The sequence below is a fragment of the Lysobacter cavernae genome (assembly GCF_042648505.1).
GTDB lineage: Bacteria > Pseudomonadota > Gammaproteobacteria > Xanthomonadales > Xanthomonadaceae > Lysobacter_L > Lysobacter_L cavernae.
Window position 1 is genome coordinate 424,929 of sequence record NZ_JBHRXK010000002.1, and the last position, 18,925, is coordinate 443,853.

Genomic DNA, 18,925 nt, shown 5'->3' on the forward strand with positions numbered 1-18,925 from the left:
GCAAACGAGGCCACCGCCACCCTTACGCGCCACGGCCCCAGTAACCCAGCTCACGGCGGATCTGCAGTCCCCGCAGCAGCGACGCCAGCGGCTTGCGCCGCAGCGGCCCCAGCTCGCCGCGCAGCAACGCCTCGGTCGCGGCCAGCACGCGCTCGGACGAACGCCCGTCGCGGTAGGGATGGATCGCATCGGCGTACGCGGCCAACGCGGCCTGCAGCTGCACGCTGGGCGCAAACGCCTGCGCCAGCATCGCCGGCAAGCGCTGTGGGTCGTCGAAATCGAGCATGTGCGGCTTCGGCGCGCGGTTGCGGAACGTCACCACCGGCTTGCGCTGCACCACGAACTCGGACACCACCGAGGTGGTGTCGGCGACCAGCACGTCGGCGGCGCGCTGCGCGGCGACCAGTTGCTCGGTCTCGACGAAGGCCGCGTTGGCACCGGACAGGGCGCGGTAGCGTTCAAACAGTTCCGGCGCGCATTTCGGGTGCAGGGTCAGCAGCCAGTAGCGATCGCCGCGTGCGACCTGCGCGGCGATCGCCTCGGACAGGTGCGGCGCCGCGCTCAGGCGTTCGGTGAAGGTCGAGGCGAACAGCACCACCGGGCGCGTCCCGGCCGGCCGCCGCAACGTCGCGGCGCTGCCGTCGTCGTCACGGAACAACGGGTCGAGCTTGGGCCAGCCGGTCTCGACCACGGCGAAGTGGCCGGCCTGCGCGGCCAGCGCGCGGAACGGCGCGGTCGTTGCCGGGCCCTGCGTGCAGTACAGGTCGAACAAGCCGCGCACGCGGAAGTGGCCGCGCGTGTCCTCGCGCTTCTCGACGTTGAAACCGTGGAACAGCTGCACCTTGGCGCCAGCCACGAACGGCGGCACCCAATTGGCGGCGCTGAACACCGCCCGCGGCTTCAGCGCGACCGCCTCGTGCAGGCCGGCTTTGCCAGGCGCGATCATGCGCACCGGTGCCGGCAGCGTCGCGCCGGCGGCGCCGTCGACCAGCCACGCGTGGGCGCGATGGCCGGCGGCTTGCAGCGCCTGCGCCAGCGGTTGCAGGATGGGCAGCGCGTACCGCTCGCTCGCGAACAACAGGTAATCGGCCATCAACGCTTCCTCGAACCCTTCATCGACGCAGGACACGCCGGCGGCCATGCCGCTATCAGCCTGCATTATCGCGTTCAACGAGGCCGACCGCATCGGCGACTGCATCGCCTCGCTGGCGTTCTGCGACGAGGTCGTGGTGGTCGACTCGCATTCGACCGATGCCACCGTCGCGATCGCCACATCAATGGGCGCGCGCGTGCTGCAGCGGCCGTTCGACGGCTTCCGCAGCCAGAAGCAGTTCGCGATCGAGCAGGCCGCGCACGACTGGGTGCTGTGCCTGGACGCCGACGAGCGCGTGAGCGACGTGCTGCGCACCTCGATCGAGGCCGCGCGCGCGACCGGTTTTGACGGTGCCGCCGGCTACCGCTTCGCCCGCCTGAGCGAGTATTTCGGCAAATTCCTGCGCCACGGCAACGCCTACCCGGACCGGGTGCTGCGCCTGTTCGACCGCCGCCGCGGTGGCTGGCGCGGCCAGCGCGAAGTGCACGAGGCCGCCAGCGTCGACGGTGCCGTGCGCACGCTCGCCGGCGACCTGATCCATCACCCGTACCGCTCGCTCGAGCAGCAACTGCTCAAGACCCAGCGCTACGCGCGGATGATGGCCGAGCACGATCACGCGCGCGGCAAGCGTGCGACGCTGGCCAAGCTGGTGCTGTCGCCGGCGTGGCGGTTCTGGCGCGGCTACCTGCTGCGCGGCGGCTTCCTCGACGGCTGGCACGGCCTGGTCTATGCCTATGTGCGCGCCAACTACGTGCGGCAGAAGGCCGTGATGCTGTGGCTGCTGCAGAACGGGCAGCCGGTCACCACCCCCGAGCGCTGAGCGCCGGCCGCCCTGGCCCGCGGCTGGCCGCTGGCTCAGGGACCGGTCATGAAACCGCTGTCCGCCCGGCCCATTGGACCTTGGCGCGGCGAACGGCTGATAATTTGCGCGCGACCTGCCCCGCATGGAGGTGCCTGGGGGCAGGCGAATCCGCCCCGTGGCCGGCGGCGTTCGTCCACGGTTCATGACGGTCGATCGCATTATCTGCAGCATCAGGAAACCCCGTCGGCCGACCCTGGAACCAGCAGGGCGCTGCCTGTCAGCCGGCGGCCCGCAGACCCCGGAGACGCCCCAGCACCGCGCCATACCCCCACAAGCTCGATTGAAGTCGCATTTTCCTGGAGGCGACCGCGACGTACCGAACGCGCACATGCACCATGCATGCTGTTACCGGCTGTTACCGACCCGCCCCCTTGCTGCCCTGCCATAGCCCAGCCATGCCCAACCCCATCGTTCCCAGCGTCGCCCTGATCATCTGCACCTACAACTGGAAGGAAGCCCTGGCGCTGGTGCTGCAGAGCGTGACGCGACAGAGCCGCCTGCCGGACGAGGTGATCGTCGCCGACGACGGCTCGCGCGACGACACCGCGGCCCTGCTGCGGGAGATCGCGCGCGATTTCCCGGTGCCGTTGCGGCACGTGTGGCAAGCGGACGAGGGCTTCCGCCGTGCCCGCGCGCTCAACCGCGGCTTTGCCGCCACCGCCTGCGATTACGTGATCCAGCTCGACGGCGACATGCTGCTGCACCCGGAGTTCGTCGCCGACCACCTGCGCCTGGCGCAGCCGGGCCGGTTCCTGCAGGGCACCCGCATCCGCACCACCGCGGCCGAGGCCCAGCGCCTGCTGGCCGGGGGCGAGCCCCGTTTCGGCTGGTTCGTCGACGCCTACTACCGCAATGACCACGACCGCAGCACCTACCACTACGGCCGCCGTCATCACAGCCTGCGCCTGCCGTGGCTGGCGCGGCTGAAGTCGCGCGCCTCCGGTCACCCGATGGGCTGCAACGTCAGCTTCTGGCGCAACGACCTGCTGCGCGTCAACGGCTATGACGAACGCATGGTCGGCTACGGCAGCGAGGACCTGGAAATCGACGCGCGCCTGCACCACGCCGGCATCAGGCGCCACCAGATCAAGTTCGCGGCACTGACCCTGCACCTCGAGCACGGCAGCGCCGGGCCGTCGGACCCCAGCGACCCGGACCTGCCCAACAATCGCCTGCTGCAGGCCAGCCGCGACGAGCGCCGGGTCCGCGCCGAGCGGGGCCTGGATGCGCACTTGGCCGAGCTGTCCCAGCCCCCCGCCGACCTGCGGACGCTGGCAGGCGGGCCGGCATGATCGCGCAACCGCATCCGCGGTCGATCGCCGCGGCAGCGCTCGACCGCGGCAGCGCCTTCCCGCCCTGGGTCCGCGCCTGGCTGCTGCTCGGCCTGGGCTGGCTGATCATCGGCATGGCGGTGCTGCCCGCCGGCCCCTCCTACAACCCGGGCAAGCTCTACACCTACAGCGTCGGCCTGGGCCTGTACCTGCCGGCCCTGGTGTTGCTCGCGCGCCCGCGCGAAGCCCTGGCGCTGTGGCGCCAGCCGCTGATGCCCTGGGTGATCGCCCTGCTGGCGTGGGGCTGCGTGTCGCAGCTGTGGAGCCACGCGCAGCGGCCGGAAGACCAGATCGCGCGCAACCTGAGCATCGTGGTGTTCCTGTACGCCTGGATGCGCGCCATCGACGGCGACGCGCGACGCGTGCGTTTGCTGCTGATGGGCTGCGCCGTGGTCCTGGCCGCGGTCGCGGTGGCCGCCTTCGTGCATTACGAACTGCAGCCCGAGGACGGCCGGCGGCTGGCCGGCTTCGGGGTCATGGCCAATGCCAACCTGGCGGCCGCGGCGATGGGCGTGGCCGCGTTGTGGCTGAGCGCGTGGTCCCTGCGCAACCCCAGGTACCGGCTCGTCCAGGCGCTGGCCTGGATCGTGCTGGTCGTGTTCGTGCTGCTGACCTTCACCCGCAGCGCGTGGGCCGCCTTGTTCGCGGGCCTGCTGGTGTTCGTGCTGCTCGGCCGCTCCCGGCCGTGGCTGTACGGCAGCATCCTGGCCGGGCTCGGCGCCGTCTGCTTCATCGCCTACCTGCCGGAGATCACCGAGCGCGGCTGGTCGCTGCGGCCCGAGATCATGAAGCAGTCCTGGCTGCTGTTCCGCGAGTCGCCGTGGCTCGGCCTCGGCCAAGGCAGCGAGTTCACCATCCGCGCCGGCAACGAGGTCCTGACCCATGCCCACAACCTGTTCAGCCAACTCGCCATCCAGCTCGGCCTGCCCGGGCTGGTGCTGTGGTCGGGGATCTGGCTGGGCCTGGCCTGGCGCGGCTGGCGCCACCGCCACAAACCGCTCGGGCGGCTGGTGCTGGCGACGTGGGTGTTCGCGATGGTGATGGTGCAGGTCGACCTGCCGCACCTGCTCGACAGCCCACGCCCGGGCTGGCTGGTGCTGTGGCTGCCGATCGCGCTGAGCTTCGCGCTGGGCCGCGACGAGCCGGTGGCGCGGAGCAAGGCCGTGCGCCGATGAAGGTCTCGCTGGTGGTGCTGACCTACAACTGGCCCGAAGCACTGGAGCCGGTACTGCGCAGCGTCGGCGCCCAGACCCGCCTGCCCGACGAGGTGCTGATCGCCGACGACGGCTCGGGGGCACCGACCCGGGCGCTGATCGAGCGCCTGCGCGACGGCTTCCCGACCGCGCTTGAGCACGTCTGGCAGGACGACCGCGGCTTTCGCGCCGCGCGCTGCCGCAACCGCGGCATCGCCGCCAGCCGCGGCGACTACGTCGTCCTCATCGACGGCGACATGCTGCTGCACCCGCACTTCATCGCCGACCACCTGATGCTGGCCGAGCGCGGCTGTTTCCTGCAGGGCGGGCGGCTGAAGGCGACGCGTGCGGAAAGCGCGCGCCTGCTCGGCGGCGGCCATCCCGTGTTCGCGCCCTGGTGCGCGGCCGATTTCCACGAATTCGACGGCACCCGCCGCCTGTACGCGTTCCGCCAGCCGCTGCTGGCGCGGTGGAAGGCGCGCTCGCGCAACGGCGGCCGGGTGATGAGCTGCAACATGAGCTTCTGGCGCGACGACCTGCTGCGCGTCAACGGCTTCGACGAGCGCATGGAAGGCTATGGCGCGGAAGACCGCGAGCTCGCGGAGCGGCTGCAGAACGCCGGCCTGCGCCGCCGCGCGTTGAAATGGTCGGCGCTGGCCACGCACCTCTGGCACGATTCACGCGCACCGGTCGACGTCGACGACATGAGCCTGGCCAACAACCGCTTGTTCCACCTCACCCGCACCCAGGGCATCACGCGCTGTGCGCAGGGCATCGACGGGCATGCCGAGCTGCTCGGGGCCCCTGCGCGCGCGGCATCATGAGCGCAACGACCCACTGCCGCGCGGTCGGGGACGGCGCATGAAGCTGCTCTACACCAACTTCCACGACGGCGACGGCGGCGGGCACACCACCTACCTGCGCACCCTGGCCGCGGCGCTGGCCGCGCAGCACGAGGTGCACGTCGCCGCGCCGGCGGGCAGCCGCCTCAACCGCGAGGCCCGCGCCATCGCCGGCGTGCACGTGCTCGACCAGCCGTTTCCCAATGGCCTCAAGCGGCTGGCCGCAAGGTGGCGCGCGCGCCGGCAACTGGCGCAGTACCTGCGCCGCCATGCCTTCGACCTGATCCACGTCAACGGCTCGGCCGATCACCGCCTGGTGTTGGCGTCGCTGCCACGCGCCGGCAACGCGCCGAAGCTGGTGCTGACCAAGCACAACAGCAAGCCGATGACCGGCCTGGGCCATCGCCTGCGCGCGCGCCGCACCGACCAGGTCATCGCCGTGTGCGAGTACACGCGCCGCGAACTGATGCACACCGCGTATCGCCGCTGCCGGCTGGACACCGTGCACAACGGCGTCGACATCGACCACTGGACGCCCTGGTCCGACGAGCGCAGCGCGGGCGAGCGCCTGCGCCTGGGCGCGGGGCCGGCGCAGCTGGTGCTCGCCAGCAACGCCGGCACCGCCGATTACAAGGGCTGGATGGACCTGGTCGAGGCATTGGCACTGCTGCCGCCGGAGCAGCACGCGCAGGTGCGGCTGCTGATCGCCGGCCGGCCGCTGTCGGCCGCGCAACTGCAACGCATCGCCGAGCTCGGCCTGGCCGAACAGGTGCACTACGCCGGCATGCTCGCCGACACCCGGCCGCTGGTGGCGGCGGCGGACGTCGGTTTCGTGCTGTCGTGGGACGTCGAGACCATCTCGTTCGCCTGCCGCGAAATGATGGCGATGGGCAAGCCGATGCTGCTCAGCGATTACGCCGGGCTGCCCGAGAACATCCACGTCGGCGAGGACGGCTGGCTGGTGCCGGCACGTTGCCGCGCGTCGATGGCGGCGTCGCTGCAGTTGCTGCTGCAATGCCGCGACCGCTTGCCGGCGATGGGCGCGGCGGCACGCGCGCACGCCCAGCGCGAGTTCGGCTTGCCGCTGTTCGTGCAACGCACGCTGGCGGTGTACCGGCAGCTACTGGCGGTGTGAAGCCGCTTCCGGTGCGGCGCACCGCTGCGACGCCGCGCCCGGCACCAGCGTCCAGCCGCGGCGGTTGGCCTGGCCCAGGTGCTGGGTGCGGGCGCGGTCGATGCACGCCGCCAACGCCACGTCCTGCACCAGCAGCCAGCGCGTATGCGGCGACTGCCGCTGCCAGGCCAGGCCGCGCCGCATCTGCTCGTCGAAGGCGACCTTGAAGCCGAACTCGGCGACACGGCGGTCGGCCATCAGCAGGTTCTGCTCGCGCCAGGCGACCAGGCCGAGTTCGGCCTGCGGGCCGATTCTGCGGCCGACCTGCGTCATCAGCCCGCGCGCCGACGAGGAGTCGTTGAGCAGCGGCGCCATCACCAGCCCGAACGTGACCCACAAGCCGACCAGGGTGGCGGCCATCGCCGCGAACGCGCGCCGGCGGCCGGCCCACAGCAGGCAGGCCAGCCCCCAGCAGCCGACCGCGACGGTGCTGGCGGCCAATGGTTGCACGACGTCCTCGAGCGAACGCGCGGTGACGAAGCGGCGCTCGAGGCCCGGCTCGCCGAACCACATCGCCAGACCGCCGAACAGCAACGCGCCGGCCAATACCGCAGTGAAAACCAACGCGACGCGCTGCGCCGCGCGTTTGCGCAGCAGGCCCGGCAGCAGCGGCGCCAGCGCCAGCGCGGCCATCGGCAACGCCGGCAGGATGTACATGTCGCGCTTGCCGCCGGGGATGCTGAAAAACACCAGCACCAGCGCCCACCACGCCAGCGGCAGCAGGTAACGCGGGTCGCGCCGGCGCAGGCGACGGCGCCAGGCGGGGATCGCCCACGGCAATGCCAGCACGGTCGGCAACCACATCGTCGCCATCACTTCCAGGAAGTACCAGGCCGGCTGGCCGTGGTCCCACGAGTTGCCGTAGCGCTTGGCGGTCTGGCGCAGCAGGATGTCGTCGAGATACGCGCGGTACTCGGGCGTGGCGTGGCCCAGCGCGACGGCGATCATCGGCACCAGCCACACGCATGCGGCCAGCACGAACGCGAGCGGGCCGAGCCAGAACTGCGCGCTACGCACATGCACCTTGACGTCCCAGCCGCGCAGCGAGGCGATGCCGGCCGGGATCAGCATCAGCAGCGCGATCGCGCCGACGCCCTTGCTGATCGTGCCCAGCGCGGCCGCGGCCCAGCCCAGCATCCACATTGGCCAGTTCGGCCCGCGGTTGTTGGCGACCTGCAGCACGTGGCGCAGCAGGCCGTAGTTGGCCAGGGTGATCCAGAACACCACCAGCGGATCGATCTGCGCCTTCTTCGCCTGCCAGGTGAACTGCAACGCGAGCAGCAGCGCCCAGCCGGCATACAGGCCGACGCGACGCGTCCAAAGACGCTTGCCCAGATCGACCACGCACCACAGCGTGCCCAGCGCGGCCAGCAGCGACGGCAGCAGGAAGGCGACACGCCAGTTTCCGAACACGGTGTAGGCCGCGGCCTGCAGCCACATGAACAACGGCGGCTTGTCCGAGTACAACTCGCTGCCGCGGTGCGGGAACAGCCAGTCGCCGCTTTCGACCATCTGCCTGGCGACCAGGGCGAAACGCGGTTCGTCGGCCGGCCACGGGTCGCGCAGGCCGAGGCCGGCACCGAGCACGAGCACGGCGACCAGCCAGAACAGCGTGGTGTCGTTCAACCACACGTTGCGGATGGGGGCAGTGCTCGAGGAGTGGGCAATATTCGGCATGCGCGGATGATATCCGCCCGATGTGCGGGTCTTGTCACAACGTGGCCCGCGGCCACGCTCACGCTCATGCCTTGCGCAGGCGCGCGTAGAAGAAACCGTCGTGGCCGCCCTCGCCCGGCAGGCGTTGGCGACCGGCGCCGCTGACGCGACCGAAACGCGCGTCGAGCGGCTCGACCACGGCATCGGGCGTGCGCGCGAGGAACGCGGCGACCTGCGCCTCGTTCTCGGCCTTGAGGATCGAGCAGGTCGCGTACAGCAACACGCCGCCGCGCGCGAGCGTGCGCCACAGCGCGTCGAGCAGGCGCGCTTGGGTCGCGGTCAACGCGACCAGGTCGGACGCGCGCCGGTGCAGCAGCACATCGGGTTGGCGCCGGGCGATGCCGGTGGCCGAGCACGGCGCATCCAGCAGCACCGCCTCGAACGGCACCCCGTCCCACCACGCGTCGAGGTCGGCGGCGTCGGCCACGCGCAACTGCGCATCGACGCCGACGTGCAGGCGCGCGAAACCGGCGCGCACGCGGTCCAGGCGTTGTGCGTCGATGTCGATCGCGGTCAGGCGCAGCGACACGTCGCGTTCGAGCAGGTGCGCGGCCTTGCCGCCGGGCGCGACGCAGGCATCGAGCACGCGCGCACCCGATGCCGGCATCAACGCCTCGATCACCAGCTGCGCCGCCGCGTCCTGCACCGAGACCGCACCGTCGGCGAAGCCCGGCAAGGCGGTGACCGCGGTCGGCACGTCCAGGCGCAGCGCATCGGGCAGGGCCAAATCGACCGCCGCTTCGATGCCGGCCGCCTGCAGGCGCGCGCGGTAGTCATCGCGCGTGCTCTGACGACGGTTCACGCGCAGCCACAACGGCGGCGCCTGCGCGGTGGCGGCGAGGATCGCATCCTGATCCTGTGGCCAATCCGCGGCGAGGCGCTCGCGCAACCACGCCGGCCAGTGCGCATCCACCGCGGCCGCGGGCAGGCCCTCGCGCTGGGCACGGCGCAGCAGCGCATTGACCAGGCCGGCCTGGTGGCGGCGACCGAGCGTGCGCGCGGCTTCCACCGTCGCCGCGACCGCGGCGTGCGCCGGCAGGCCGAGCGGATCGAGCTGGGCAAAGCCGGCGAACAACAGCGCGCGCAACTCGAAGTCGCGCTTGGCCAGCGGCCGCGGCATCCACGTCGTCAGCGCCGATTCGTAGCGCGCCGGTTGCCGCAGCACCGCAAAGCAGATCGCCTCGACCAGCGCGCGGTCGCGCGGATCGGCGAGCTTGGGCAGGTGCGCGGCGAGCTCGGCCTTGAGCGAGCGGCCGTGATGCAGCACCGCGTCGAGCACGCGCGCGGCCGCGGCGCGCGACGCGGCGCCGCTGCTCATGCCGGCCTCAGGTCAGGCCGGCCGTTGAGGTAGTCGGCCGCGGTGACCGCCTTGCCGCCGTCGCGCTGCAACACGCGGATGCGCAGCACGCCGGCGCCGCAGGCGACATCGAGACCGTCGCGACCAGCGCGCAGCAGCGTGCCCGGCACCGCGCCGTGGTGTTCATCGAGTGCCACCGCACCGTGCAGGCGCAGGCGCTCACCGGCGACGATGGCCTCGGCCATCGGCCAGGGATTGAACGCACGCACCTGCTTGGCCAGCACCGCGGCCGGCTGCGACCAGTCGAGCCGCGCCTCGGTCTTGTCGAGCTTGTGCGCGTAGGTGATACCCGCGTCCGGCTGCGGTTGCGGCAGCGGGCGGATGCCGGCGCGCAACAGCCCCAGGCCGTCGCGCAGCACCTGCGCGCCGAGTTCGGACAGGCGGTCGTGCAGCTGGCCGCCGGTCTCGTGCGCGCCGATCGCCAGCGACTGCGCCAGCAGCACCGGGCCGGTGTCCAGGCCTTTCTCCATCTGCATCAGGCCCACGCCGCTCTCGCTGTCGCCGGCCTCGATCGCGCGCTGGATCGGCGCCGCACCGCGCCAGCGCGGCAGCAGCGAGGCGTGCACGTTCCAGCAGCCGTAGGTGGGAATGTCGAGCACCGACTGCGGCAGGATCAGGCCGTAGGCGACCACGATCATCAGGTCCGGTTGCAGCGCGCGCAGTGCGGCTTTCGAGGCGGCGCTCCTGAAGTTCTCCGGCTGCACCACCTCGATGCCACGCAGCAGCGCCTCGCGCTTGACCGGCGACGGCGTCAGCTCGCGGCCGCGGCCGGCGGGGCGGTCGGGCTGGGTGTACACGGCGACGACCTCACCGTGTTGCGCGGCCGCGCGCAGGCACGGCACGGCGAAGTCGGGAGTTCCGGCAAAAACGATGCGCATTGGACGGGAATGGGGAATTAGGGAATGGGGAATCGCAAACGGCGGGGCGCCACGACCGCGGCGGCCAGGCTACGGCCCGTCGATCACGCAACGAACGATCTTGAGTCTTGCGCTTGCGCCACGAAACGGGAACGAGCAGGCACCTCGCCCAGGGACCAGGGCACGGCCCGATCCTCCATTCCCGATTCCCGGCTTTACGCCGCGGCCTGGCGGCGCTGCTTGGCGAGCTTCTTGCGCACCATCTCGCGCTTGAGCGGCGACAGGTAATCGACGAACAGCTTGCCGGCGAGGTGGTCCATCTCGTGCTGGATGCACACCGCGAGCAGGCCGTCGGCCTCCAGCGTCTGCGCCCGGGCGTCGCGGTCGAGGAAGTTCACCGTGATGCGGTCGGCGCGGGTGACGTCGGCGAAGATGCCGGGCACCGACAGGCAGCCTTCCTGGTAGACCTGCTCGCCGTCGCGCGCGGTGATCTCCGGGTTGATGAACACCCGCGGATCGTTCTTCTCTTCGCTGAGGTCCATCACCATGAAACGCTGGTGCACGTCGACCTGGCTCGCGGCCAGGCCGATGCCCGGCGCGTCGTACATGGTCTCGAACATGTCGTCGAGCAATTGCTGGAATTCGGCGGACGTCACGCGCGCGGGATCGACCGGCGCGGCGACGGTGCGCAGGCGCGGATCGGGGAACTCGAGGATCGGAAGCAGGGCCATGGCGTCGAAATGGGGGCGTGTGTCACAACCACAAGAAGTGGGGCAATTGTAACGCCGTTGCGACCTGCAAAAGCTTGCAACCGCCTGCTTCTTCTGGGCTATATTGCCGCGGGGCCCCGCCGTCACCGGCGCGTGGCAAAGCTGCATGGGGCAGCGCTGTAAGGGGATTCTGGCAGATGGCCGCTATGCTTAAACCGTTCCGCACGGTCGTGACCGCTGCGTTGCTGACGATTGCCACCTACGGCATCGCCGCCGAGATCCGCGGCGACCATCCGGACACCTACACGGTGAAGCGGGGCGACACGCTGTGGGACATCGCCGGGCGCTTCCTGAAGAAGCCGTGGCTGTGGCCGGAAATCTGGCAGGCCAACCCGCAGGTCAAGAACCCGCACCTGATCTATCCGGGCGACGTGCTGTCGCTGGCCTACCTCGGCCGCGTCGCGGTGCAGGAAGGCCCGCGCGAAGAGGCGCCGATCAACGCGATCCCGCTGGCCGAAATCGAACCGTTCCTGAAGAACCTGCGCATCGTCGAAGAGTTCGACGCGCTGCCCTACGTGGTCGGCCTCGAGGAAGACCGCCTGCGCAGCAGCCTCAACCAGGTCGCCTACATCAAGGGCCTGGCCGACGCCCAGCCCGGCCAGCGCTACGCCGTGGTCCGCCCGACCCAGCGATACGTCTCGATCGACCCGGCGCGCTGCTGCGAGAATTCCGGCCGCCGTCCGGCCGACCTCGACTTCCGCGGCCGCAGCAACATCCTCACCGAGCAGCTGTGGACCTACCAGGTCGCGCCCAAAGGCGGCGACTTCCTCGGCTACGAGCTGATGCAGCAGACCACCGGCACCATCAGCCGCGGCCTGGTCGGCGACGCCGAGGCCGCGACCCTGCTGATCGACAATTCCGGCCGCGAGGTGCGCGTCGGTGACCGCCTGATCCCGGTCGAGGCGCAGCCGTACGACCTGCAGTTCATCCCGCACCCGCCGGCGCAGGAGCTGCAGCCTGGTCAGGCGCACGTGCTGGCGGTGGCCGATACGCTCACCAGCGGCGGCACCCGCGACGTGGTCGCGCTGTCGGTCGGCGCCCGCGACGGCATCGACAACGGCACCGTGCTCTCGACCTGGCGCGACGGCAGCACCGAGATCGACCGCGTCCAGGCCGGCCTCGACCGCAGCCCCGACGCGGTCAGCCGCAGCGGCAAGGTCAAGCTGCCCGACGAGTTCGCCGGTCACGTCATGGTGTTCCGCACCTTCGACAAGATCAGCTACGGCCTGGTCATGGACAGCGTCAAGCCGACCCGCATCGGCTACGAGCTCAAGCACCCGGACGCGACCTACTGACGCGCAGGGGTTTTCCCTACCGCAGTCCACGACGGCGCCCGAGGGCGCCGTCGCCGTTTTGCGCCCAGGCTGGGCCGATGCTCACCGACGACACCGCGGCCCTGCTGCGCCTGATCCTTGCCGGCGGCGCCAGCGCGCCGCGGCGGCAGCTGCTCGAACACCATGCCAGCCCGGCCGCCGCCCTGGCCGCCGGCACCCGCGCCTGGAAGGACTGCGCCCTGTCCGACGCGCAGGTCGCGGCGCTGCGCCAGGACGATCCCACCGCACTCGTCGCCGTCCGCGCCTGGCTCGACGAACCCGACCACCACCTGCTCGGCTGGCACGACCCGGACTACCCGCCGCAGCTGCGGCGCAGCCCCAGCCCGCCGCTGGCGCTGTTCGTCGCCGGCGACCCGACCCGGCTCTGGCACCCGGCGGTGGCCGTGGTCGGCAGCCGCTCGCCGACCCCGGGCGGCCGCGACAACGCCCGCGACTTCGCCCACGCCCTGGCCGCGGCCGGGCTGGCGGTGGTCAGCGGCCTCGCCGCCGGGGTCGACACCGCCGCGCACGAGGCCGCGCTGGCCACCGGCGGCCTCACCGTCGCCGTGCTCGGCACCGGCCCGGACGTGCCCTACCCGCACGCCAACGCCGGCCTGCACGCGCGCATCGCCGCGGCCGGGGCGGTGGTCAGCGAGCACCTGCCCGGCACCGGCCCGCGCAAGGAGCACTTCCCCAGCCGCAACCGCATCCTCGCCGGACTGGCGCTGGGCACCGTGGTGATCGAGGCCGCGCAGCGCTCCGGCGCGCTGATCACCGCCCGTCAGGCCGGCGAGGCCGGGCGCGAGGTGTTCGCGGTGCCCGGCTCGATCCACAACCCGCTGGCGCGCGGCTGCCACCGCCTGATCCGCGACGGCGCCGGCCTCGTCGAGCACGCCCAGGAGGTCATCGACGCCCTGGCGCCGCTGGCCAGCGAGCTCGCCGGCGACTTGCGTACGCGCCTGGCCACCCCCATCTCGGGCGGCCATGGGAACGTCACACGGCGCCGCCAGGATGAGGCGCACGGCGATCCCGACTACCAGTCCTTGTGGAGTGCGCTCGGTCATGACCCAACAGGTATGGACCAGTTGGTCGAGCGCACCGGATTGACGGCCGCGGAAGTGTCCTCCATGCTGCTGCTCATGGAGCTTGACGGACGTGTGGCGACCCAGCACGGCCGGTACTTCCGTAACCGTTAAGTCGGCGACCTCACCGTTGGAACTTAACTGCGGTTTGTCTGCAAGTTCTGCCCACCGCGCCGCGTGCGGCGCAGGCCGAGGGAAATGAAAGAGAGCATCCTGGACGTCCTGCTGTACCTGTTCGAGCACTACTTCACCGACGATGCGGACCTGGTCCGCGACCGCGATTCGCTCCGCAGCGGCCCCCTGTTCGACGAACTCGGCCAGGCCGGCTTCAGCCCCGCCGAGATCAACAAGGCCTTCGAATGGCTCGACGCGCTGGCCCAGCAACGGCCCGGCGCCAGCGTCGTGCGCGCCGACGGCCCGACCCGGGTCTACTTCGGCCCCGAACTCGACAAACTCGACGTCGAATGCCGCGGCTTCCTGATGTTCCTGGAGCAGCACCGCATCCTCGACGCCGGCCAGCGCGAGCTGGTGCTGGACCGGGCGATGGCGCTGGACCAGGACGAGCTCGACCTGGACGACCTCAAGTGGGTGGTGCTGATGGTGCTGTTCAACCAGCCCGGCTCCGAGGCCGCCTACGCCTGGATGGAAACGCAGATGTTCGAGGACGAGCCGGAACCGGTGCACTGACCGCCTGGCCCGCCAGCGCCGCTGCCCTGGCGGCTGAACAGGCGCCGGCAACGCAGCCTGCCGAGCCGGTAACGTTTCCGGCGCCTTGCGCTTGACAGCCCTAGCCGTCGCATGGCCTCAATAGAATAAGGAATCCCCCTCCACGCCCGCGGCCGCATGCTGCGGGCGTCGCCTCTTTACCGCCAGCAGCGCCGGCACCGGTCCTGCGGAGCCCCCATGGCCAAGAACCTCCTCATCGTCGAATCGCCCGCCAAGGCCAAGACGATCAACAAGTACCTCGGCAAGGACTTCACCGTCCTGGCCTCCTACGGCCATGTCCGCGATCTGGTACCCAAGGAGGGCGCGGTCGACCCCGAGCGCGGCTTCGCCATGCGCTACGACCTGATCGAGAAGAACGAGAAGCACGTCGAGGCGATCGCCAAGGCCGCCAAGGCCGCCGACCACCTCTACCTGGCGACCGACCCGGACCGCGAGGGCGAGGCGATCAGCTGGCACATCGCCGAGATCCTGCGCGAGCGCGGCCTGCTTCAGGACCGCACCCTGCAGCGCGTGGTGTTCACCGAGATCACGCCGCGCGCGATCAAGGAAGCGATGACCCACCCGCGCGACATCGCCAGCGACCTGGTCGACGCCCAGCAGGCGCGCCGCGCGCTCGACTACCTGGTCGGCTTCAACCTGTCGCCGGTGCTGTGGCGCAAGGTCCAGCGCGGCCTGTCCGCCGGCCGCGTGCAGTCGCCGGCGCTGCGCATGATCGTCGAGCGCGAGGAGGAGATCGAAGCCTTCGTCGCCCGCGAGTACTGGTCGATCGAGGCCGAGTGCGCGCACCCGACCCAGGCCTTCACCGCCAAGCTCAACAAGCTCGACGGCAAGAAGTTCGAGCAGTTCACCGTCACCGACGGCGACACCGCCGAGGCCGCGCGTCAGCGCATCGTCAAGGCCGCCGCTGGCGCGCTGCACGTCACCGACGTCGCCAGCAAGGAGCGCAAGCGCCGTCCGGCCGCGCCGTTCACCACGTCCACGCTGCAGCAGGAGGCCTCGCGCAAGCTCGGCTTCACCACGCGCAAGACCATGCAGGTCGCGCAGAAGCTGTACGAAGGCGTGGCGATCGGCGATGAAGGCACGGTCGGCCTGATCACCTACATGCGTACCGACTCGGTGACGCTGTCGGTGGACGCGATCTCGGAGATGCGCGACGTGATCGCGCGCGACTACGGCACGCGCGCGCTGCCGGACAAGCCCAACACCTACCAGAACAAGTCCAAGAACGCGCAGGAAGCGCACGAGGCGGTGCGCCCGACCTCGGCGCTGCGCACGCCGACGCAGGTGTCGCGCTTCCTCAGCGACGACGAGCGCCGCCTGTACGAGCTGATCTGGAAGCGCGCGGTGGCCTCGCAGATGGTGCCGGCCACGCTCAACACCGTGTCCGTCGACCTGGCCGCCGGCAGCGAGCACAGCTTCCGCGCCTCCGGCACCACCGTGATCGACCCGGGTTTCCTGGCCGTGTACGAGGAAGGCAAGGACACCAAGGCCGCCGAGGACGAGGACGAGGGCCGCAAGCTGCCGGCGATGAAGACCGGCGACCGCGTGCCGCTCGACCGCATCCACGCCGACCAGCATTTCACCCAGCCGCCGCCGCGCTTCACCGAAGCGGCGCTGGTCAAGGCGCTGGAGGAATACGGCATCGGCCGCCCCTCGACCTACGCCTCGATCATCCAGACGCTGTTGTTCCGCAAGTACGTCGAGATGGAAGGCCGCAGCTTCCGGCCGTCCGACGTCGGCCGCGCGGTGTCCAAGTTCCTGTCCAGCCACTTCACCCAGTACGTCGACTACGACTTCACCGCCAAGCTCGAGGACGAGCTCGATGCGGTGTCGCGCGGCGAGGAGGAGTGGATCCCGCTGATGGAGAAGTTCTGGGGCCCGTTCAAGGAACTGGTCGAGGACAAGACCGAATCGGTCGACCGCAGCGAAGCCACCGGCGCGCGCGAACTCGGCACCGACCCCAAGACCGGCAAGCCGGTCAGCGTGCGCCTGGGCCGCTACGGGCCATACGCCGCCATCGGCAGCACCGCCGAGACCGAAGAAGAGAAGCCGCAGTTCGCCTCGCTGCGCCCCGGCCAGAGCATGCACACGATCACCCTGGCCGACGCGCTGGAGCTGTTCAAGCTGCCGCGCAAGCTCGGCGAGAGCGAGGGCGCCGAGGTCAGCGTCGGCATCGGCCGCTTCGGCCCGTTCGCCAAGCGCGGCAGCGTGTACGCCTCGCTGAAGAAGGAGGACGACCCGTACACGATCGAGCTGGCGCGCGCGGTGTTCCTGATCGAAGAGAAGGAAGAGATCGCCCGCAACCGCATCATCAAGCAGTTCGACGGCAGCGACATCCAGGTGCTCAACGGCCGCTTCGGCCCGTACATCAGCGACGGCAAGCTCAACGGCCGCATCCCCAAGGACCGCGAACCGGCCTCGCTGACGCTGGAGGAAGTGACCCAGCTGCTGACCGAAACCGGCAAGCCGATGCGCGGCCGCTTCGGCAAGAAGGTCGCGGCGAAGAAGGAGCCGGCCGCCAAGGTGGCGAAGAAGGCCGTGGCGAAGAAGACGCCCGCCAAGAAGGCCGCGACCAAGAAGGCGCCGGCGAAACAAGCGGCCAAGAAAGCCGTGAAGAAGACCGCCACCAAGAAGGTGGCGAAGAAGGTCAGCGGCTAGTTGCGACGTGGTGGCCGGCATGCGCACGGCCGCCACTGCCTCTGCGGTGCTGTCGCGCCTGCGCACCCCGGATCAAACACGCAGCAGGACGTGGACGCCCTCCCGCGCCCACGCCATTGCCCGCCTCGGTGGCTTCAAGCCGCCGCGACGCGCACCACGAGCTTGCCGAAGTTGCGCCCCTCAAGCAGCCCGATGAACGCCTCCGGTGCGTTTTCCAGCCCGTCGACCACGTCCTCGCGCGGCTTCACCCGGCCCTGCGCGATCCACTGGCTCATGTCGCGGCGGAAGGCGTCGAAGCGGTCGGCGTAGTGGTCGAGGACGATGAATCCCTGCACGAGCAGGCGTTTCTGTACGGCGTCGCCCATGAGCAGCGGCAGCCGGTTCGGACCCGGCGGCGGCGTGTCGTCGTTGTAATGCGCGATCACCCCGCACACCGGCACGCGCGCACCGATGTTGAGCAGCGGCAGTACCGCATCGAAGACAGCACCGCCCACGTTCTCGAAATACACGTCGATGCCGTCCGGACAGGCGGCGGCAAGCCGTTGCGGCAACTGCGGGTCGTGTCGGTCAAGGCAGGCATCGAAGCCGAGCTCCGCGACCGCATGGCGGCACTTGTCGGCGCCACCGGCGATGCCGACCACGCGCGCGCCCTTGAGCTTGGCGATCTGCCCGACCACCGCGCCGACCGCACCGGTTGCGGCCGCCACGACCACGGTTTCGCCCGGCTTGGGCCGGCCGATGTCGAGCAGGCCGACATAGGCCGTGAACGCGGGCATGCCCAGGGCGCCCAGCGCCAGCGACGGCTGCGCCATCTCGCCCAGTGGGGCCAGGTCCTTGCCGTCGGACAGGGCAAAGTCCTGCCAGCCGGCACTGCCGAGCACCAGGTCGCCCACGCGGAATTGCGGATGCCTGGAGGCCACGACGCGACTGACCGTGCCGCCGGCCATCGGCCCACCCAGCTCCACCGAGGGGGCGTAGGTCGGCCCGATTTCGTTCATCAGTCCGCGCATGTAGGGATCGAGCGAGAGATACAGCGTGCGCAGCAGCACCTGGCCCGCCTCCGGCGACGGGACGGCGGCCTCCTCGAGGCGGAAGTCCTGCGGCGTCGGCAGGCCGCGCGGGCGCGCGGCGAGGACGATGCGGCGATTGACGGTGTCGTTTTGCGGCATGGGTTGCTCCTGTGGGTGGGACGCCTGCGATGGTTCGTCGAGCGATCACGAATAGACCGGTCGCCTTGAAAACGACTGCAAAACGACTGCAAAAACGAGAGTGGTCCGTCTCCCGCCTCAGACGTCTTGCGCCAGACCCAGCCCCTGCCGCGTGCCGGCCATGGCCGTGTCCAGCGGTGCCCGCTCGCGCGCGATCTTGGCCAGCAGGCTGGCGCCGAGCCAGCTCTGGTAGAGCGTGAGCGCGACGGCGTGCGCGTCCAGCGCGGCCGGCAGCGAGCCATCCGCCTTGCCCGCCTCGATGCAGCGCGCCAGGCGCTCGACCACGCTGCGGGTGCCGCGCTCCAGCACCGCGCGCATGCTCTCCGACAGATCGCAGACCTCCGCGCCGAGCTTGACCGCAAGGCAACGGCTGCGCGCACCATCGCCGGCCTGCGAGTCGAGCCAATCGTGGAAGTAGCCGATCAGTCGCTGCGCGGCCGGCCCCGGCAGCGTCAACAGCGCGTCCATCCGCGCCAGATGGTCGGCGAAGTACGCTTCGAGCACTGCTTCGCCGAAGGCCTCCTTGGAACCGAAGTAGTGATAGAACGAGCCCTTCGGCACCCGCGCCGTCGCCAGGATTTCGGCCAGGCCGACCGCGGTGAAGCCCTTGCGCAGCAACAGCGGCTGGGCCACGTCGAGGATGTGCTGGCGGACGTCGGTAGCGGGAGGCGCGTTCATGGCGCTGCACCCTAGCGGCAATTAGACCGGTCGTCTAGTGTTCTCTCGCCTGCCCGTCGACTGCC

At 70.7% G+C, this 18,925-nt stretch carries 16 protein-coding genes; 9 read left to right on the plus strand and 7 right to left on the minus strand.

What is annotated here, in order from left to right; all coding sequences use genetic code 11:
- Nucleotides 1-22 precede the first annotated feature (22 nt).
- On the minus strand, nucleotides 23-1,096 hold the full coding sequence (locus ACFOLC_RS06240; RefSeq protein WP_386758557.1) for a CDP-glycerol glycerophosphotransferase family protein: 1,074 nt from the start codon (nucleotides 1,094-1,096) through the stop codon (nucleotides 23-25).
- Between the two features lie 43 nt (nucleotides 1,097-1,139).
- Here ACFOLC_RS06240 and ACFOLC_RS06245 point away from each other — a divergent pair, with 43 nt between their 5' ends.
- The 5 genes from ACFOLC_RS06245 (at nucleotide 1,140) to ACFOLC_RS06265 (ending at nucleotide 6,456) form a co-directional block, all read left to right on the plus strand.
- Nucleotides 1,140-1,913 (plus strand): glycosyltransferase family 2 protein, encoded by a 774-nt coding sequence (locus ACFOLC_RS06245; RefSeq protein ID WP_386758359.1) that lies wholly within the window; start codon nucleotides 1,140-1,142, stop codon nucleotides 1,911-1,913.
- Nucleotides 1,914-2,350: 437 nt separating this feature from the next.
- Nucleotides 2,351-3,247, plus strand: coding sequence for a glycosyltransferase family 2 protein (locus ACFOLC_RS06250; protein WP_386758360.1), 897 nt, complete (start codon nucleotides 2,351-2,353; stop codon nucleotides 3,245-3,247).
- Nucleotides 3,244-4,461 carry an O-antigen ligase family protein gene (locus tag ACFOLC_RS06255; RefSeq protein ID WP_386758361.1) on the plus strand — a complete coding sequence of 406 codons (1,218 nt, stop codon included), beginning with the start codon at nucleotides 3,244-3,246 and terminating at the stop codon, nucleotides 4,459-4,461. The genes ACFOLC_RS06250 and ACFOLC_RS06255 overlap by 4 nt, the downstream gene beginning before the upstream one ends.
- Nucleotides 4,458-5,303 carry a glycosyltransferase family 2 protein gene (locus ACFOLC_RS06260; RefSeq protein ID WP_386758362.1) on the plus strand — a complete coding sequence of 282 codons (846 nt, stop codon included), beginning with the start codon at nucleotides 4,458-4,460 and terminating at the stop codon, nucleotides 5,301-5,303. The genes ACFOLC_RS06255 and ACFOLC_RS06260 overlap by 4 nt, the downstream gene beginning before the upstream one ends.
- Nucleotides 5,304-5,340: 37 nt before the next feature.
- Nucleotides 5,341-6,456, plus strand: a complete 1,116-nt coding sequence (locus tag ACFOLC_RS06265; protein WP_386758363.1) for a glycosyltransferase family 4 protein — start codon at nucleotides 5,341-5,343, stop codon at nucleotides 6,454-6,456.
- Here the strand turns inward: ACFOLC_RS06265 and ACFOLC_RS06270 are convergent.
- The 4 genes from ACFOLC_RS06270 to def form a co-directional block, all read right to left on the minus strand.
- Entirely contained in the window at nucleotides 6,442-8,172 is a 1,731-nt protein-coding gene (locus tag ACFOLC_RS06270) for an ArnT family glycosyltransferase (protein ID WP_386758364.1), read from the minus strand. The two genes, ACFOLC_RS06265 and ACFOLC_RS06270, sit on opposite strands and share 15 nt — an antisense overlap.
- Before the next feature lie 64 nt (nucleotides 8,173-8,236).
- Nucleotides 8,237-9,529 carry a 16S rRNA (cytosine(967)-C(5))-methyltransferase RsmB gene (gene rsmB, locus ACFOLC_RS06275; protein ID WP_386758365.1) on the minus strand — a complete coding sequence of 431 codons (1,293 nt, stop codon included), beginning with the start codon at nucleotides 9,527-9,529 and terminating at the stop codon, nucleotides 8,237-8,239.
- The gene (fmt, locus tag ACFOLC_RS06280; protein WP_386758366.1) at nucleotides 9,526-10,446 is read right to left on the minus strand and encodes a methionyl-tRNA formyltransferase; all 921 of its coding nucleotides are present in this window, start codon (nucleotides 10,444-10,446) and stop codon (nucleotides 9,526-9,528) included. The genes rsmB and fmt overlap by 4 nt, the downstream gene beginning before the upstream one ends.
- Nucleotides 10,447-10,640: 194 nt before the next feature.
- The gene (gene def, locus ACFOLC_RS06285; protein WP_386758367.1) at nucleotides 10,641-11,156 is read right to left on the minus strand and encodes a peptide deformylase; all 516 of its coding nucleotides are present in this window, start codon (nucleotides 11,154-11,156) and stop codon (nucleotides 10,641-10,643) included.
- A gap of 185 nt (nucleotides 11,157-11,341) precedes the next feature.
- Here def and ACFOLC_RS06290 point away from each other — a divergent pair, with 185 nt between their 5' ends.
- From ACFOLC_RS06290 to ACFOLC_RS06305, 4 genes are all read left to right on the plus strand, one after another.
- Nucleotides 11,342-12,490, plus strand: a complete 1,149-nt coding sequence (locus tag ACFOLC_RS06290) for a LysM peptidoglycan-binding domain-containing protein (RefSeq protein ID WP_386758558.1) — start codon at nucleotides 11,342-11,344, stop codon at nucleotides 12,488-12,490.
- 77 nt (nucleotides 12,491-12,567) lie between these two features.
- Nucleotides 12,568-13,704 (plus strand): DNA-processing protein DprA, encoded by a 1,137-nt coding sequence (gene dprA / locus ACFOLC_RS06295; protein ID WP_386758368.1) that lies wholly within the window; start codon nucleotides 12,568-12,570, stop codon nucleotides 13,702-13,704.
- An 84-nt stretch (nucleotides 13,705-13,788) separates the two neighbouring features.
- Nucleotides 13,789-14,277 (plus strand): DUF494 family protein, encoded by a 489-nt coding sequence (locus ACFOLC_RS06300; RefSeq protein WP_386758369.1) that lies wholly within the window; start codon nucleotides 13,789-13,791, stop codon nucleotides 14,275-14,277.
- 216 nt (nucleotides 14,278-14,493) lie between these two features.
- On the plus strand, nucleotides 14,494-16,974 hold the full coding sequence (locus ACFOLC_RS06305; protein WP_386758370.1) for a DNA topoisomerase I: 2,481 nt from the start codon (nucleotides 14,494-14,496) through the stop codon (nucleotides 16,972-16,974).
- 134 nt (nucleotides 16,975-17,108) lie between these two features.
- On the opposite strand, the gene ACFOLC_RS06310 is transcribed toward ACFOLC_RS06305, so the two are convergent.
- Nucleotides 17,109-18,143, minus strand: a complete 1,035-nt coding sequence (locus tag ACFOLC_RS06310; RefSeq protein ID WP_386758371.1) for an NADP-dependent oxidoreductase — start codon at nucleotides 18,141-18,143, stop codon at nucleotides 17,109-17,111.
- Nucleotides 18,144-18,260: 117 nt separating this feature from the next.
- Nucleotides 18,261-18,860 (minus strand): TetR/AcrR family transcriptional regulator, encoded by a 600-nt coding sequence (locus ACFOLC_RS06315; RefSeq protein ID WP_386758372.1) that lies wholly within the window; start codon nucleotides 18,858-18,860, stop codon nucleotides 18,261-18,263.
- Between the last annotated feature and the right edge of the window lie 65 nt (nucleotides 18,861-18,925).

Coding starts and splice junctions, on each gene's coding strand:
- ACFOLC_RS06270 (WP_386758364.1), bottom strand. CDS start 8,172: ATGCCGAATATTGCCCACTCCTCGAGCACTGCCCCCATCCGCAACGTG.
- ACFOLC_RS06305 (WP_386758370.1), top strand. CDS start 14,494: ATGGCCAAGAACCTCCTCATCGTCGAATCGCCCGCCAAGGCCAAGACG.
- rsmB (WP_386758365.1), bottom strand. CDS start 9,529: ATGAGCAGCGGCGCCGCGTCGCGCGCCGCGGCCGCGCGCGTGCTCGAC.
- fmt (WP_386758366.1), bottom strand. CDS start 10,446: ATGCGCATCGTTTTTGCCGGAACTCCCGACTTCGCCGTGCCGTGCCTG.
- ACFOLC_RS06300 (WP_386758369.1), top strand. CDS start 13,789: ATGAAAGAGAGCATCCTGGACGTCCTGCTGTACCTGTTCGAGCACTAC.
- ACFOLC_RS06265 (WP_386758363.1), top strand. CDS start 5,341: ATGAAGCTGCTCTACACCAACTTCCACGACGGCGACGGCGGCGGGCAC.
- ACFOLC_RS06255 (WP_386758361.1), top strand. CDS start 3,244: ATGATCGCGCAACCGCATCCGCGGTCGATCGCCGCGGCAGCGCTCGAC.
- ACFOLC_RS06260 (WP_386758362.1), top strand. CDS start 4,458: ATGAAGGTCTCGCTGGTGGTGCTGACCTACAACTGGCCCGAAGCACTG.
- ACFOLC_RS06290 (WP_386758558.1), top strand. CDS start 11,342: ATGCTTAAACCGTTCCGCACGGTCGTGACCGCTGCGTTGCTGACGATT.
- ACFOLC_RS06245 (WP_386758359.1), top strand. CDS start 1,140: ATGCCGCTATCAGCCTGCATTATCGCGTTCAACGAGGCCGACCGCATC.
- ACFOLC_RS06250 (WP_386758360.1), top strand. CDS start 2,351: ATGCCCAACCCCATCGTTCCCAGCGTCGCCCTGATCATCTGCACCTAC.
- ACFOLC_RS06310 (WP_386758371.1), bottom strand. CDS start 18,143: ATGCCGCAAAACGACACCGTCAATCGCCGCATCGTCCTCGCCGCGCGC.
- dprA (WP_386758368.1), top strand. CDS start 12,568: ATGCTCACCGACGACACCGCGGCCCTGCTGCGCCTGATCCTTGCCGGC.
- ACFOLC_RS06315 (WP_386758372.1), bottom strand. CDS start 18,860: ATGAACGCGCCTCCCGCTACCGACGTCCGCCAGCACATCCTCGACGTG.
- def (WP_386758367.1), bottom strand. CDS start 11,156: ATGGCCCTGCTTCCGATCCTCGAGTTCCCCGATCCGCGCCTGCGCACC.